A 13,085-nucleotide genomic window follows, 5' to 3' on the forward strand; every position below is an offset into this window, starting at 1 on the left:
CATGCAAGCCAGCCCCGGCGAATCCCTTCTGGTGATGACCGCGGTGCCCGCCGATCTGCGCCAGGCGCTGGAGGCCGATGGGCATCGGCTGGTGGACCTCGCGGCCCTGCCGCCGGGGCCGGTGACGGGTTTTCGGATCGGCGTGACCAGCGCCATGGCCGGCTGCGATGCGGCGATGTTCGGCAGGCTTCAGGGCATCAAGCTGTTGGCCAGCACCGGCACCGGGCTGGACCGCATCGACCTGGATGCCGCCCGCGCGCAGGGCTGCGCCGTGCTGAACACGCCGGATGTGCTGACGGAGGACACGGCGGATTACGCCATCGCGCTGCTCTACGGCATCGCCCGGCGGGTGGTGTATGCGGATGCCTTCGTGCGATCTGGCGCTTGGGCCAAGGGCCGCGCGGAATCGGGCACGCGGCTGTTCGGCAAGACCTGCGGCATCTTCGGCCTTGGCCGCATCGGAGCGGCGGTGGCGCGGCGGGCGCAGGGCATCGGTATGAAGGTGATCTGGTCCGGCCCCCGGCCGAAGCCCGACGCGCCCTGGCCCCATGTGCCCAGCATCGCGGAACTGGCCGAGCAAGCCGACGTGCTGGTGATGTGCTGCCCTGGCGGGGCGGAGACCGCCGGCATCGTCGATGCGGCCATCCTGCAGAAACTCGGCGCGGCGGGCTTTCTGATCAACATCGCCCGCGGGTCCGTGGTGGATGAGGCCGCGCTGGTCGCGGCCTTGCAGGACGGCACCATCCGCGGCGCCGGCACGGATGTCTTTGCATCGGAACCCGAGCCCGACCCGGCGATGCTGGCCGCGCCACATCTGGTGGTGGCGCCGCACTACGCTTCGCTGACGCGGGAGACACGGGTGGATATCGTGCGGATGATCGTGGACGGCATCGCGGCCTTCCAGGCCGGACGGCCGCACCATGACGCAACCAGGGCATAGACGGCGGCACCGGAACCGGCTTAAGGTCATATAGCTGACCTAAGACGCTTGGGGGAAACAACTGTGTCCATGCTGCTGCACTGGTCGCCGCGCTCACCCTTCGTGCGCAAGGTGATGGTTTTCGCGCATGAGACCGGCCTGGCCGATCGCATCACCACGACCCGCACCGTGGTGGCCATGACCAAGCCGCACGCGGCGCTGATGGCGGAGAACCCGCTGAGCAAGATCCCGACGCTGCGCCTGGATGATGGCAGCGTTCTCTACGACAGCTTCGTCATCTGCGAATACCTGGACACGCTGCATGAAGGCCCGCGGCTGATCCCGGCCGAAGGCCCGGCGCGCTGGCAGGAATTGCGCCGCCACGCCCTGGCGACCGGCTTCCTGGACCTGCTGATCCTGTGGCGGAATGAGCGTGACAAGCCGCACCCGATGCCCGAACTGCTCGACGCCTTCGCGGTAAAGGCGCAGGCAGCGCTGGCGGCGGTGGAGGCCGAGATCGACGCGATGCCGATGGGGCTAGCGAAGATCACGCTCGGCGTGCTCGGCAGCTATCTTGATTTTCGCTTCGCCGATATCGATTGGCGCGCCACCTGCCCGCGCTTCGCTTCCTTCCATGCGGATTTCGCGCAGCGCCCCTCGATGCTGGCGACCCAGGTGGTGGACGCCTGATGGGGCCGCTGTCGCATCTTCGCGTGCTGGATCTCGGCCGGATCATGGCGGCGCCCTGGGCGACCCAGGTGCTGGCCGATCTCGGTGCCGACGTCATCAAGATCGAGCGCCCCGGCGCTGGCGATGACACGCGCGCCTGGGGGCCGCCCTTCCTGAAGGATGCGGAGGGCAATGCCACCAAGGAAGCCGGCTATTTCCTGGCGGTCAACCGCGGCAAGCGCTCCGTCACCATCGACATCACGCGGCCCGAGGGCCAGGCGGTGGTGCGGCAGATCGCGCAGACCGCCGATATCGTGGTGGAGAATTTCAAGGCCGGTGCGCTGGCCCGCTATGGGCTGGACGCCGCCAGCCTGCGTGCGCTCAAGCCGAGCCTCATCTGCTGTTCCATCACCGGCTTCGGCCAGGATGGCCCGCGCCGTGACCAGGCGGCGTACGACTTCATGATCCAGGCGATGGGCGGCCTGATGAGCGTGACCGGCGCGCCGGAAACGCCCCCCCAAAAAGTCGGCGTGCCGATCGTGGATCTGATGACCGGCATGTACGCCACCGTCGCCATCCTGGCCGCCGTGGCGCGGCGGGCGGAGACGGGGCAGGGCGAGACCATCGACCTGGCGATGCTGGACGTGCAGGCGGCCTTCCTGGCCAACCAGGCGATGAACCATTTCGTCGGCGGCCGCGTGCCGGCCCGCGCCGGCAACCGGCACCCGAATATCCAGCCGCAGGATGTGTTCCCGGTGGCGGATGGTTTTGTCGTGCTGGCGGTCGGCAATGACGGGCAGTTTGCGAAGCTGTGCCAGGCAATCGATCGGCCGGACTGGGCAACGGATGCGCGCTTCATCCGCAACGCCGACCGCGTGAAGAATGAATTGCTGCTGACGCCGCTGCTGACCGAACGCTTCGCCGATTTCACGCGCAGCGAATTGACCGCGCTGCTCGATGCGGCCGGGGTGCCCTGCGGCCCCATCAACACGGTGCCGGATGTCTTCGCGGACCCGCAGGTGGTGCACCGGCAGATGCTGCGCGACCTGCCGCATCCGCATGGCAGCGTGAAGCAGGTGGTCAGCCCGATCCGCCTGCAGGATGCCCCGCTGGAGTTCAACCGCCCGCCCCCGCTGCTCGGCCAGCACACGGCGGAGGTTCTGGCGGAACTGGGTTTGGATGACGCCGCGCGTGCGGCCCTGGCCGAAAGTGGCGTGACATGAAGCCTCGTATTCCCCTGCCCGGCCGCGACGAACTGGACGCGGCGCAGCGCGAAGTCTGGGACAAGGTGGTCTCCGGCCCACGCGGCCAGGTGATCGGCCCGCTGCGGGCGGCCATCCACAATGCGGACCTCGCCGGGCGCTGGTCCGCGCTGGGCGAGTCCCTGCGCTTTTCCACCAGCCTGCCGAAGCGGCTTTCCGAACTTGCCATCTGCGTCACCGGCCGGCGCTGGAGCGCGCAGGTGGAGTGGTTCGTCCATGCCCGCACAGCGGCGGAGAACGGCATCGCGCCCGGCATCCTGGACGCCATGCGCGAAGGCCGCCCGCCGGTCTTCGACCAGGCGGATGAGCGCCTGGTTTATGAATTCGCCCGCACGCTGCAGCAGGATGGCCGCGTGCCGGATGCGATCTACCACGCGGCGGTGGAGGCCTTCGGCGTCAAGGGCGTGGTCGAGCTGACGGCGCTGGTCGGCTACTACACCATGGTGTCCATGACGCTGAACGCGCATGGCGTGCCGCTGCCGGATGGCGAGGCACCGCCGCTGACGGCGCCGGAACATGGGCTGTTCACCCTGCCGGAAGCCGCCCCCGGGACGGCCCCGTGATGGTGGAGGCCCCCGCCGCCTCACGCCCGCGCCATGCGGTGCCGGCGGGAGCGTGCGACACGCACACGCATGTCTTCGATGCGCGCTTCCCCGCCGGCCCGGCGCCCTATGCGCTGCCCGGCGCGGACCTCGCGACGCATGAAGCGATGCGCGCCACCATCGGCACGCCGCGCGCCGTGCTGGTGCAGCCCGCCCCCTACGGTCGCGATGCCGCCTGCCTGCTGGATGCGCTGGCGCGCAGCAACGGCACGCTGCGCGGCGTGATGAGCGCGGACGAGACGGTGACGGATGCCACCCTCACCGAATGGCATGAGGCCGGTGTGCGGGCGCTGCGCTTCGTCGAGATGCAGGCCCCCAACGGTGGCGGCCGCTACCCCGGCAGCATCGGCGTGGAGGCACTGCGCGCCTTGGCACCGCGGCTGCGCGCGCTGGGCTGGCAGGCGCATCTCTGGGCCAGCGCCGCGCAATTCGCCGAGTTGCTGCCGGCGCTGACACCGCTCGGCGTGCCGTTGGTGCTGGACCATCTGGCGATGCCGGATGGCGCGGCGGACCCGGCCTTCGGCACCGTGCTGGACCATCTGCGGGCTGGCGACATCTGGGTGAAGATCACGCTGTGCCGCGTGCAGCGCGGTGCACCGGCCGACAGCCTGCGGCCGCTGCAGGATGCGCTGGTCGCGGCCAATCCGGATCGCCTGCTGTGGGGCTCGGACTGGCCCTATGTGCGGATGGCACCAGCGCCGGATGCGGGCGCGATGCTCGACCTGTTTCTCGACTGGCTGGGCGACGACACGCTCGCCCGCCACATCCTGGCGGAAAACCCGCGGGAGCTGTTCGGCTTCAACTGACACCAACAACGACATGGAGGAAACAACAATGAACATCACCCGTCGCAGCGCTTTCGGTGCCCTCGGATTGGCCGCACTGCCGCAGATGGCCCGCGCGCAATCCACCTTCCCGGACCAGCCGATCCGCATGATCGTGCCCTTCGCCGCCGGCGGCCCGGCCGATTTCATCGCGCGCGTCACGGCGCGTGTGATGTCGGAGCGCCTCGGCAAGCCGATCGTGGTGGATTCACGCGCCGGCGCCGGCGGCGCCATCGGCGTGGATGCGGCGGCGAAGGCGCGGGCGGATGGGCACACCATCGTCATGGCCAGCTCCGGCGCCATCGTCATCCTGCCGCATCTGCAGCGCAGCATGCCCTATGACGTGCAGAAGGATCTGGCGCCGATCAGCCAGGTGCTGGCCGTGCCGCAGATCATCGCCATCGCACCCAATCTTGGCCCAAAGAACCTCGCGGAGCTGGTGGCGATGGCCAAGGCGCGGCCGGGCGCGCTTTCCTTCGGCTCCGCCGGGGTCGGCTCCTCGCTGCACATGGCGGGCGAGTTGCTGAAGATCCGCGCGGGCATCGACATCGTCCACATCCCCTATCGTGGCGCGGCGCCGGCGGTGACGGATCTGCTGGCCGGGCGCATCCAGATCCTGGCCGCCGACGTGCCGGCGCTGCTGACGCATGTGCGGGCCGGGTCCGTGCCGGCCCTCGCCGTCACCTCCGCGGAGCGGCTAGGCATCATGCCGGACCTGCCCACCGCCATCGAGGCCGGCGTGCCGGACATGATCAGTGAGACCTGGTACGGCCTGCTCGGCCCGGCCGGCATCCCGGCGGATCGCCTGGCCGCGCTGGCCAGTGCCGCGCAGGCCGCGCTGGCGGATCCGGAGACGCGCCAGGCGCTGATCAACCAGGGCGGCCGCGTGGTTGGCAGCAACCCGGCGGATTTCGCGAATTTCATCCGCCAGACCTCCGCCACCTGGAGCGAAGTGGTGCGCGCCAACAACATCACCCTGGATTGAGCGCCATGAACCGCAGAACGCTTCTGGCCGCCGCCGCCGCCGCCGGCGGCCTGGCCCTTGGCACCCAGGCCCAGGCCCAGGCAAGCTGGGCGCCGGACCGTGCGATTCGCATCATTGTGCCGCTGGCGCCCGGCGGCACGGCGGATACGCTGGCACGCATCATCGCCGAGCCGCTGGGCCGTGAGCTCGGCCAGAGCGTGATCGTGGAGAACCGCCCGGGCGGCACCAATACCGTGGGTGCGATTGCCGTGGCGCGGGCCCCGGCGGATGGCCACACCATTCTCTACGCGCCGCCACCGGTGCAAATCCTGAACCCGCTGATGATGCGGAACATGCCCTATGACGCGCAGGCGGATTTCACGCCGCTGGTTGCGCTGATGCGGGCGCCAAAGCTGCTGGTGGTGCGGCCCGACAGCCCGGCGCAAAGCGTGGCGGGGTTGATCGCGCTGGCCAAGGCGCGCCCGGGGGGCATCACCTATGCCAGCTCCGGCATCGGGTCCTCCGCCCATCTCGCGGGTGCGTTGTTCGCGCAATTGGCGGGGGTGGAGCTGCTGCATGTTCCCTATCGCGGCACCGCGCCCGGCGTGCAGGACGTGATGGCTGGCCGCGTGGATATGACGCTCGACACCGCCGCGGCTCTGTTGCCGCTGGTGCGGGATGGCCGGTTGCGTGCCCTGGCGGTCAGCACCCGCGATCCGGCATCGGCGGCGCCGGATCTGCCACCGATCGCGGCGACGCTGCCGGGCTTCCATGACGCCTCCTTCAACTACCTTCTGTTGCCCGCGCGCACCCCGCCCGCGGCCATTGCCGTGCTGAATGCCGCGATGAACAAGGTGCTGGCCGACCCAAGCGTCCGCGCCCGCTTCACAACGCTCGGGGCGGAGCCGCTGGGCGGCTCGCCCGCCGCGCTGGCCGCCATGGTGCAGGAGGAGATCGCGCGGTGGCGTGGCGTGATCGCCGCCCAGGGGATCACCATCGAATGACCCTCACCCGCCGCACAACGCTTGGCCTTGCCGGACTGCTGGCATCGCCAGCCATGGCACAGCAGCCCTTCCCGAACCGGCCGCTGCGCCTGATCGTGCCTTTCGCGGCGGGCGGGTCGGCCGATGCCTCCGCGCGGATGCTGGCGGAGCCGTTGGGCGCGGTGCTCGGCCAGCCCGTGGTGGTGGAGAACCGCCCGGGCGGCGGCGCCACCATTGGCGCACAGGCGGTGGCGCGCGCTGCGCCGGATGGGCATACGCTGCTCTATGGCACGCCGGGGCCGCAGATCGTGAACCCGTATCTCATGCGGAGCGTGCCCTATGATCCGGTGCGGGATTTCGCCCCCGTATCGGGTATCAAGCGCGCGCCGAACCTGTTGGCGGTGCACCCGGGCGTTCCCGCGCGCAACCTGGCGGAGCTGATCGCGCTGGCGAAGGCGCGGCCGGGGGTGCTGACCTTCGCCTCATCCGGCGTCGGCTCCTCCTCCCACCTGGCGGGGGAGATGCTGAAGTTCCTGGCGCAGATCGACATCACCCACGTGCCCTATCGCGGTACCAGCGCCGCGCTGACCGATTTGATGGGCGGCACGGTGACGATGGCGCTGGATACGCTGTCGATCCTGCTGCCGCAGGCGCGGGACGGGAAGCTGCGCGCGCTCGGCGTCACCACGCCGCAGCGTTCGGCGCAGGCGCCTGACTTGCCGGCGCTGGCGGAGACGTTGCCCGGCTTCGATGCCGCGCCCTTCAACTACATCGCGACCACCGGCGGTACGCCGGCGGCTGTCGTTGCGAAGCTGAGCGAGGCGGTGCAGACCATCCTCGCCCGCCCCGAATACCGGGCGCGGATGGAAGCGCTGGGGGAGGAGCCGACGCCCTCCACCCCCGAGCAGCTTGCGGCGACCATCCGCGCGGAAAGCGCGCGGTGGAGACAGGTGATCGAGGCGGCAGGGATACGCGTGGAATGAGCTATTCAACCTTGCGCCTGGATGTGGCGGATTTCGTCGCGACGGTCACCATCGACCGCGCGCCGGTGAATGCGCAGAACGGTGCGTTCCGCGACGAGATCATCCGCGTCTTCGACGAACTGCATGACCGCGAGGATGTGCGCGCCATCGTGCTGACCGGCGCGGGCAAAACCTTCTCGGCCGGGGCGGATCTGAAGGACCGGCCGGACCGCAGCGCGCCCGGCGCCTTCCCACGCCACAACCGCCTGGTGCGCGCCGGATTCGACTGCGTGTTGGAATGCGAGAAGCCGGTGATCGCCGCGGTGAACGGTGCTGCCATCGGCGCCGGCTGCGTGCTGGCGCTGTGCTGCGACATTCTGGTGGTTGCGGAAGAAAGCTTCATGTCGATGACCGAGGTCGATGTCGGCCTCGCCGGGGGCGTGAAGCATGTGCGGCGGCATCTGGGGGAGTCCGATGCGCGGCTGATGATCTACACCGCGCGCCGCATCACCGGGCCGGAGCTGTTTCGGATGAACGCCGCTTCCGTCTGCGTGCCGCGCGACAAGGTTGTCGAAGCCGCACAGGGCATCGCGGCGGAGATCGCCCAAAAGGTGCCGCTGGCGGTGCGGGCGGCGAAGCGGAGCTTCCAGGTAACGGAAGACCTGCCGCTGCATGATGGCTATCGCTTCGAGCAGTCGCAGACCGTGGCGCTGGCCTCCACCGAAGACACGCAGGAAGCGCTGCGCGCCTTCGCGGAGAAGCGGAAGCCCGTCTTCAAGGGGCGCTGAACGAAAGTCCCGTGCCGGGCGCATCCGGCACGGCCACGCCGCCATCCACCACCGGATAGGGCGCGAAGGGATCATCGAGAAGATGGGCGTGTTCCGCGAGTTCGGACGAATGCTCTATCCGCTTGAGCGAGGCCGCCAGATGGCTGGTGAAGGCCTGCAACAGGCCCGGCCCGAAGCTGGCGCCGAAACGCACGCCGATGCCGCTGGCCTCGCAGATCGCGATGGCGGCCAGCGTGTCGCGGATGCCGCCGATCTTGGTGGGCTTCAGGTTCATCACATCCACCATGCGGGTCTGCGCGAGGCGAGCGACATCGGCCAGCGACGCCGCGCTTTCATCCGCCTCCACCGGCACGCCGAGCCGCGCTGTCAGCATCGCCAGCCCGTCCCAATCCGCCGCCGGCACCGGCTGTTCGACCAGCGCGATGTCGTGGATGCAGATGCGCTCGAACAATTTGAGAAAACCCTTGGCGGAATAGGCCTGGTTGGGGTCGAGCGAGAGGCGGACATCCGGCCCCACCGCGGTGCGGATCGCGGCCAGCCGCGCGGCATCCAGCGCCGGGTCGCCGCTGAACTTCACCTTCAGCGCGCGGTAGCCCTCCGCCACCAGCGCGGCGGCCTTCTGGGCCATGCCTTCCGGCGGTTTCAGGGCCAGCAGCCGGGCACAGGGAATGGTCTCGCGGAATCGGCCGCCGAACAGGGTACCCAGCGGCGTGGACAGGCGCCGCGCCAGCAGATCATGCAGCGCCATCTCCACCCCGGCGCGGGCGCCCGGTGCGTGCACCAACGCATGGCCCATCGCCTCCGCATGCGCGGCGAGATCCGCCAGCGGGCGGCCATTCAGCAGCTTCGCGTAATGCGCGACGGCATGCGGCAAGGCCTCGGGCAGCCCGGTGACCAGCGCCATGGCGTGGCCGTAGCCAAAACCCTCCGCGCCATCCGTGTCACGCACGCGGATGATCCAGCCGCGTACTTCCGGAATCGCACCGCGGGCGAAATTCCAACTGGGATCTTCCTGGCGCTGCACGCAGGGAAGCGTTTCGATCGATGCGATGCGCATGGCGGGCATTCCTGTTTCGCCGAATGTGTAAGCCATGGCGCGACGCGTGAAGAGGGAGGAACAACATGATCACGACAACACGACGCATGCTGCTGGCGGCGACACTGGCGACGCCTGGCTTGGCCCGGGCGCAGGAAAGCTGGCCGCAGCGGCAGGTGACCCTGGTGGTGCCCTTCGCGCCCGGCGGGCCGGTGGACAATGTGGCGCGGCCCTTGGCGGAGGGGCTGCGCCGCACGCTTGGCCAGCCGGTGATCGTGGAAAATCGCGCTGGGGCGGGCGGGCTGGTCGGCACACGCATCGTCGCGGCGGCACGGCCGGATGGCTACACCATGCTGGTGGGTTCGCCCGGCCCGCTGGTCATCGCGCCCGCCGCCGGCGCGGCGGATGCGCCAGACCCGTTGCAGGCGCTGGCGCCGGTGGCGCTGATTGCCGACAGCCCGCAGATCCTGGCCGTGACCAACGCGCTGCCGGCGACCGACCTGGCAAGTTTCGTGGCGCTGGCCAAGGCGCGGCCCGGGGCGCTGAACCTCGGCTCGGCCGGCATCGGCACGACGCCGCACCTGGCGATGGAACTATTGGGGCAGTTGGCCGGAATCCAGATGGAACACGTGCCCTATCGGGGCACCGGCGCGGCGCTGCCCGATTTGATCGGCGGCAAGATCGATGCGCTGTTCGGCGATATCTCCGCCCTGCTGCCCTTGCTGGAATCGGGCAGCGTGCGGGCGCTGGCGATCACCGCCGGTACGCGCTCGCGGCTCGCCCCCACCATCCCGACCACGGCGGAGCTGGGCTTTCCCGCGCTGGTGGTGCGGAACTTCCAGGCCCTGCTGGCGCCGGCCGGCACGCCGGATGCCATTCTGCAGCGCATGGCTTCGGCGCTGACGGAGGCGCTGGGCGATGAGCAGATCAGTGCCGCCCTCGCGCGGATCGGCGCGCAGCCGGCGCGCAGCGGGCCAGCGCATCTGGCGCAGTATCTGGCCGCGGAACGAACGACGTGGGAGCCGGTGATCCGCCGCATTGGGCTGCGGCTGAACTGAAGCGTTCGGGCTGCGCCGTTTGGCGCAGCCCGCATCTGGGACGCGATCAAGCCGTCTGGCGACGCCGGCGGAGCGCCAGGCCGAGGCCCGCCAGCCCGGCGCCAAACAGGGCAAAGCTGGCCGGCGCTGGCACCGGGGTCGGCGGCGTGCGGCCCGTAGTGTCGAAGAAGGTGATGTGGGAGAAGCCCGGATTACCCGGGAAGTAGGTGGTCAGATTGGCGGAGAACGAGGTGATCGCCGTCGTCAGGTCATAGAACAACGCAAAGCCGTTGGACTGCTTGATGGCGAAATAGTGGATCTCAGGATCGCCGGCACCCGGGTTGTAGTTGAAGCTGAGGACGTTGGTCAGGTTGTTCAGGCTGACCTCGAACTCGCTGCCGTTGATGGTCGGGAACTGGCTGCTGATGTCCTGCCCGCCGCCGGCTTCGCGCTTGTAGATGGCGGGTGAGGCGCCGGGGGTGGCGCCCTGCTGCGTGCCGGTGGTGGTGGCGTAGCAGTTGCTGAAACCGCCTTGGCCGCCGCATTCATTGCCCGTGAAATTGCCGGCGTAGATGATGGCGGCGTTGGCGGGGCCGGCGGCGAGAGCAAGGCCCGCGGCCAGGGCGGCGGCTGCCAGGAAGGTTGAAGGAGTGCTCATCTCGATGGGTCCTCTCTTGTGTGCCACTTCGGGCAGAGGACAGACAGCAAGATCCGTGCCTGCTGTTAGGGTTCCAACGAGCCTTTGATATGTTTTGTCATTATTTGTCCTCTGCGGCCCCCATGCCGAGTTGGGCGGCGGGGCGTCAAATCTGCCGACAGGTCCGTGGCGCCTCAGCGCCGGTCCGGCTCTGCTGCCATCATCGTTGCCATCATGGTGGCGACCAGGGTTTCCGAGCCGGCCGCATCACGCACGAAGACATCGGCGCGGCAGAAGCTGAGGGTGCGGCCAGGCTTCACCACCTCCCCCCGCGCCACCGCCACCAGGCCGGATGCGGGGCGGAGGAAGCTGACCTTGAACTCCACGCTCAGCACTTCGCCGCCCGCGGGCAGCAGGCTCATCGCCGCGAAGCCGCAGGCATTGTCGGCGAGGGTGGTCAGCACGCCGGCATGGAACAGGCCGTGATGCTGGGTGAGGCCGGGGGCGAAATCAGCGTCGATTTCGCAACGGCCGGGCGCCACCAGAACAAGGCGGCCGCCGAGCGTGGCCATCAGCCCCTGGGCGGCGAAGGCGGCCTGGATGCGGGACCGGAAATCCGGGTCCCGCGCCGGATTCACAGGCGCCAGCCGGAATGCATGGCGACAATGCCGCCCGAGAGGTTGCGATGCGCCACGCGTTCCAGCCCGGCATCGCGCATCATGTCCTCCAGCGTGTCCTGGTCCGGGAAGCGGCGGATGGATTCGGCCAGGTATTCGTAGCTGTCGCGGTCCTGCGCCACGCGGGCGCCGATCTCGGGCAGCACCTTGAAGGACCAGACGTCATAGACCTTGGCGAGTGGCTCGATCGCCACCTTGGAGAATTCGAGGCAGTGGAAGCGGCCGCCGGGGCGCAGCACGCGCCGCGCCTCGCGCAGCACCGCGGATTTGTCGGTGCAGTTGCGCAGGCCGAAGGCGATGGAGACCTTTTCCACGGACCGGTCAGGCAGCGGGATGTGCTCGGCATCCACCACGGCGAAGTCGAGGCCGGTGGTGATGCCGCGGTCCAGCGCCCGTTTCTGCGCCACCTCCAGCATGGCCGGGTTCACATCCGTCAGGATGACGCGCTTGGCGCCGCGGGCGAGCGCCCCGAAGGCAATGTCCCCGGTGCCGCCGGCGAGGTCCAGCAACGTCTCCCGCGGCGAGGCCGCGATGGAATTAACAAAAATCCGCTTCCAGATGCGGTGGATGCCCAGCGACATCAGGTCGTTCATCAGGTCGTAGCGGGGGGCCACGCTTTCGAAGACCTCCCGCACCAGGGAGGCTTTTTGGGTGCGCGGCACCTCGCGGAAGCCGAAATCGGTTGTGTCGCTCATGGCCTCATCCTGCCCTTTCGGCGGGTGCCTTGCCAGTGGCCGACCCCCGCACGACAACAGATGGTGCGTCCCCATGTCCAAGCCAGCGCCCCGCTGTGCCAAGGGGTTGCGGCAGCATGGAGAAAAAATGCCGGAATTGCCGGAGGTGGAGACGGTGATGCGGGGGCTTCGGGCGGTGCTCGAGGGGCGGCGCATCACGCGGGCGAAGACGATGCGGGAGGGACTGCGCTGGCCGTTTCCGGAGGGTTTGGCGCGGCGGCTGACAGGGGCTGTGGTCACGGGGTTCCGGCGGCGGGGCAAGTACATGCTGGCGCGGCTGGATACGGGGGAGAGCCTGCTCATCCATCTCGGCATGTCGGGCCGCATGGTCGCGCGGCCGATGGCGGGGGCGGCGGTGCCGTTCATGGGGCCGAATGGCGTGTTCTCTGACACGCGCGGCCACAACCAGCCGCCGGAGGCGCATGAGCATCTGGTGATGGAGACCGAGGACGGCACACGGGTCGGCTTCGTCGATCCGCGCCGCTTCGGCAGCGTGGACCTGGTGCCGACCGCGGCGGAAGACGCGCACAAGCTGCTGGCCGGGATGGGGCCGGAACCGCTGGAGCCGGCATTTTCCGCGGCCAGCCTGGCAGCCTCCCTGGCGGGAAAGAAAACGCCGATCAAGGCGGCGCTGCTGGACCAGAGCGTGGTCGCGGGGTTGGGCAACATCTACGTGGCCGAGGCGCTGTTCCGCGCCCGGATCTCCCCGCGGCGGGAGGCGCAGACCATCCCCGGCGCCCGGGCGGGGCGCCTGGCGCCGGCGATCAAGGCGGTGCTGGAGGAGGCGATCGGCGCCGGCGGGTCCAGCCTGCGGGATTATGTGCGGGCGGATGGGGAGCTCGGCCGGTTCCAGGACCGGTTTTCCGTCTACGACCGGGAAGGCCAGCCCTGCCCGCTCTGCCCCGGGCCGGGCAGCGGCTGTGCGGGCGTGTCGCGCATCGTGCAATCCGGCCGCAGCAGCTTCTTCTGCGCCCGCACGCAGCGTTGAGCC

At 69.6% G+C, this 13,085-nt stretch carries 15 protein-coding genes; 11 read left to right on the forward strand and 4 right to left on the reverse strand.

What is annotated here, in order from left to right:
* Position 1 precedes the first annotated feature (1 nt).
* The 9 genes from ACFHNC_RS01450 to ACFHNC_RS01490 all read left to right on the forward strand — a co-directional run bounded on the left by ACFHNC_RS01450 (position 2) and on the right by ACFHNC_RS01490 (position 7,973).
* Positions 2-940: a 2-hydroxyacid dehydrogenase gene (locus ACFHNC_RS01450; protein WP_437167420.1), complete on the forward strand. Its 939-nt coding sequence runs from the start codon at positions 2-4 to the stop codon at positions 938-940.
* A gap of 69 nt (positions 941-1,009) precedes the next feature.
* Complete coding sequence (locus tag ACFHNC_RS01455) at positions 1,010-1,609, forward strand: glutathione S-transferase family protein (RefSeq protein WP_437167421.1); 600 nt, start codon at positions 1,010-1,012, stop codon at positions 1,607-1,609.
* On the forward strand, positions 1,609-2,811 hold the full coding sequence (locus tag ACFHNC_RS01460; protein ID WP_437167422.1) for a CaiB/BaiF CoA transferase family protein: 1,203 nt from the start codon (positions 1,609-1,611) through the stop codon (positions 2,809-2,811). Before ACFHNC_RS01455 ends, ACFHNC_RS01460 begins: the two co-directional genes overlap by 1 nt.
* Entirely contained in the window at positions 2,808-3,413 is a 606-nt protein-coding gene (locus tag ACFHNC_RS01465; RefSeq protein WP_437167423.1) for a carboxymuconolactone decarboxylase family protein, read from the forward strand. Before ACFHNC_RS01460 ends, ACFHNC_RS01465 begins: the two co-directional genes overlap by 4 nt.
* Positions 3,413-4,258 (forward strand): amidohydrolase family protein, encoded by an 846-nt coding sequence (locus ACFHNC_RS01470; protein WP_437167424.1) that lies wholly within the window; start codon positions 3,413-3,415, stop codon positions 4,256-4,258. The genes ACFHNC_RS01465 and ACFHNC_RS01470 overlap by 1 nt, the downstream gene beginning before the upstream one ends.
* Before the next feature lie 28 nt (positions 4,259-4,286).
* Entirely contained in the window at positions 4,287-5,261 is a 975-nt protein-coding gene (locus ACFHNC_RS01475) for a Bug family tripartite tricarboxylate transporter substrate binding protein (RefSeq protein ID WP_437167425.1), read from the forward strand.
* Between the two features lie 5 nt (positions 5,262-5,266).
* Entirely contained in the window at positions 5,267-6,244 is a 978-nt protein-coding gene (locus ACFHNC_RS01480) for a Bug family tripartite tricarboxylate transporter substrate binding protein (protein ID WP_437167426.1), read from the forward strand.
* Positions 6,241-7,206, forward strand: coding sequence for a Bug family tripartite tricarboxylate transporter substrate binding protein (locus ACFHNC_RS01485; RefSeq protein WP_437167427.1), 966 nt, complete (start codon positions 6,241-6,243; stop codon positions 7,204-7,206). Before ACFHNC_RS01480 ends, ACFHNC_RS01485 begins: the two co-directional genes overlap by 4 nt.
* Positions 7,203-7,973, forward strand: coding sequence for an enoyl-CoA hydratase/isomerase family protein (locus ACFHNC_RS01490; protein ID WP_437167428.1), 771 nt, complete (start codon positions 7,203-7,205; stop codon positions 7,971-7,973). Before ACFHNC_RS01485 ends, ACFHNC_RS01490 begins: the two co-directional genes overlap by 4 nt.
* On the opposite strand, the gene ACFHNC_RS01495 is transcribed toward ACFHNC_RS01490, so the two are convergent.
* Positions 7,960-9,030 carry a mandelate racemase/muconate lactonizing enzyme family protein gene (locus ACFHNC_RS01495; RefSeq protein ID WP_437167429.1) on the reverse strand — a complete coding sequence of 357 codons (1,071 nt, stop codon included), beginning with the start codon at positions 9,028-9,030 and terminating at the stop codon, positions 7,960-7,962. The two genes, ACFHNC_RS01490 and ACFHNC_RS01495, sit on opposite strands and share 14 nt — an antisense overlap.
* A gap of 65 nt (positions 9,031-9,095) precedes the next feature.
* Between ACFHNC_RS01495 and ACFHNC_RS01500 the strand changes: the two genes are divergently transcribed.
* On the forward strand, positions 9,096-10,067 hold the full coding sequence (locus ACFHNC_RS01500) for a Bug family tripartite tricarboxylate transporter substrate binding protein (protein WP_437167430.1): 972 nt from the start codon (positions 9,096-9,098) through the stop codon (positions 10,065-10,067).
* A 46-nt stretch (positions 10,068-10,113) separates the two neighbouring features.
* Here the strand turns inward: ACFHNC_RS01500 and ACFHNC_RS01505 are convergent, their stop codons facing one another.
* The 3 genes from ACFHNC_RS01505 to ACFHNC_RS01515 all read right to left on the reverse strand — a co-directional run bounded on the left by ACFHNC_RS01505 (position 10,114) and on the right by ACFHNC_RS01515 (position 12,055).
* Positions 10,114-10,704 carry a PEP-CTERM sorting domain-containing protein gene (locus ACFHNC_RS01505; protein ID WP_437167431.1) on the reverse strand — a complete coding sequence of 197 codons (591 nt, stop codon included), beginning with the start codon at positions 10,702-10,704 and terminating at the stop codon, positions 10,114-10,116.
* Between the two features lie 173 nt (positions 10,705-10,877).
* On the reverse strand, positions 10,878-11,321 hold the full coding sequence (locus tag ACFHNC_RS01510) for a PaaI family thioesterase (protein ID WP_437167432.1): 444 nt from the start codon (positions 11,319-11,321) through the stop codon (positions 10,878-10,880).
* Positions 11,318-12,055 (reverse strand): class I SAM-dependent methyltransferase, encoded by a 738-nt coding sequence (locus ACFHNC_RS01515; RefSeq protein ID WP_437167433.1) that lies wholly within the window; start codon positions 12,053-12,055, stop codon positions 11,318-11,320. Before ACFHNC_RS01515 ends, ACFHNC_RS01510 begins: the two co-directional genes overlap by 4 nt.
* A gap of 127 nt (positions 12,056-12,182) precedes the next feature.
* Here ACFHNC_RS01515 and mutM point away from each other — a divergent pair, with 127 nt between their 5' ends.
* Positions 12,183-13,082 carry a bifunctional DNA-formamidopyrimidine glycosylase/DNA-(apurinic or apyrimidinic site) lyase gene (mutM, locus tag ACFHNC_RS01520; RefSeq protein ID WP_437167434.1) on the forward strand — a complete coding sequence of 300 codons (900 nt, stop codon included), beginning with the start codon at positions 12,183-12,185 and terminating at the stop codon, positions 13,080-13,082.
* The last annotated feature ends 3 nt before the right edge of the window (positions 13,083-13,085 follow it).

It is taken from the genome of Falsiroseomonas sp. E2-1-a4, from assembly GCF_051433165.1.
Lineage (GTDB): Bacteria > Pseudomonadota > Alphaproteobacteria > Acetobacterales > Acetobacteraceae > Falsiroseomonas.

Coding starts and splice junctions, on each gene's coding strand:
- ACFHNC_RS01450 (WP_437167420.1), top strand. CDS start 2: ATGCAAGCCAGCCCCGGCGAATCCCTTCTGGTGATGACCGCGGTGCCC.
- ACFHNC_RS01455 (WP_437167421.1), top strand. CDS start 1,010: ATGCTGCTGCACTGGTCGCCGCGCTCACCCTTCGTGCGCAAGGTGATG.
- ACFHNC_RS01460 (WP_437167422.1), top strand. CDS start 1,609: ATGGGGCCGCTGTCGCATCTTCGCGTGCTGGATCTCGGCCGGATCATG.
- ACFHNC_RS01465 (WP_437167423.1), top strand. CDS start 2,808: ATGAAGCCTCGTATTCCCCTGCCCGGCCGCGACGAACTGGACGCGGCG.
- ACFHNC_RS01470 (WP_437167424.1), top strand. CDS start 3,413: ATGGTGGAGGCCCCCGCCGCCTCACGCCCGCGCCATGCGGTGCCGGCG.
- ACFHNC_RS01475 (WP_437167425.1), top strand. CDS start 4,287: ATGAACATCACCCGTCGCAGCGCTTTCGGTGCCCTCGGATTGGCCGCA.
- ACFHNC_RS01480 (WP_437167426.1), top strand. CDS start 5,267: ATGAACCGCAGAACGCTTCTGGCCGCCGCCGCCGCCGCCGGCGGCCTG.
- ACFHNC_RS01485 (WP_437167427.1), top strand. CDS start 6,241: ATGACCCTCACCCGCCGCACAACGCTTGGCCTTGCCGGACTGCTGGCA.
- ACFHNC_RS01490 (WP_437167428.1), top strand. CDS start 7,203: ATGAGCTATTCAACCTTGCGCCTGGATGTGGCGGATTTCGTCGCGACG.
- ACFHNC_RS01495 (WP_437167429.1), bottom strand. CDS start 9,030: ATGCGCATCGCATCGATCGAAACGCTTCCCTGCGTGCAGCGCCAGGAA.
- ACFHNC_RS01500 (WP_437167430.1), top strand. CDS start 9,096: ATGATCACGACAACACGACGCATGCTGCTGGCGGCGACACTGGCGACG.
- ACFHNC_RS01505 (WP_437167431.1), bottom strand. CDS start 10,704: ATGAGCACTCCTTCAACCTTCCTGGCAGCCGCCGCCCTGGCCGCGGGC.
- ACFHNC_RS01515 (WP_437167433.1), bottom strand. CDS start 12,055: ATGAGCGACACAACCGATTTCGGCTTCCGCGAGGTGCCGCGCACCCAA.
- mutM (WP_437167434.1), top strand. CDS start 12,183: ATGCCGGAATTGCCGGAGGTGGAGACGGTGATGCGGGGGCTTCGGGCG.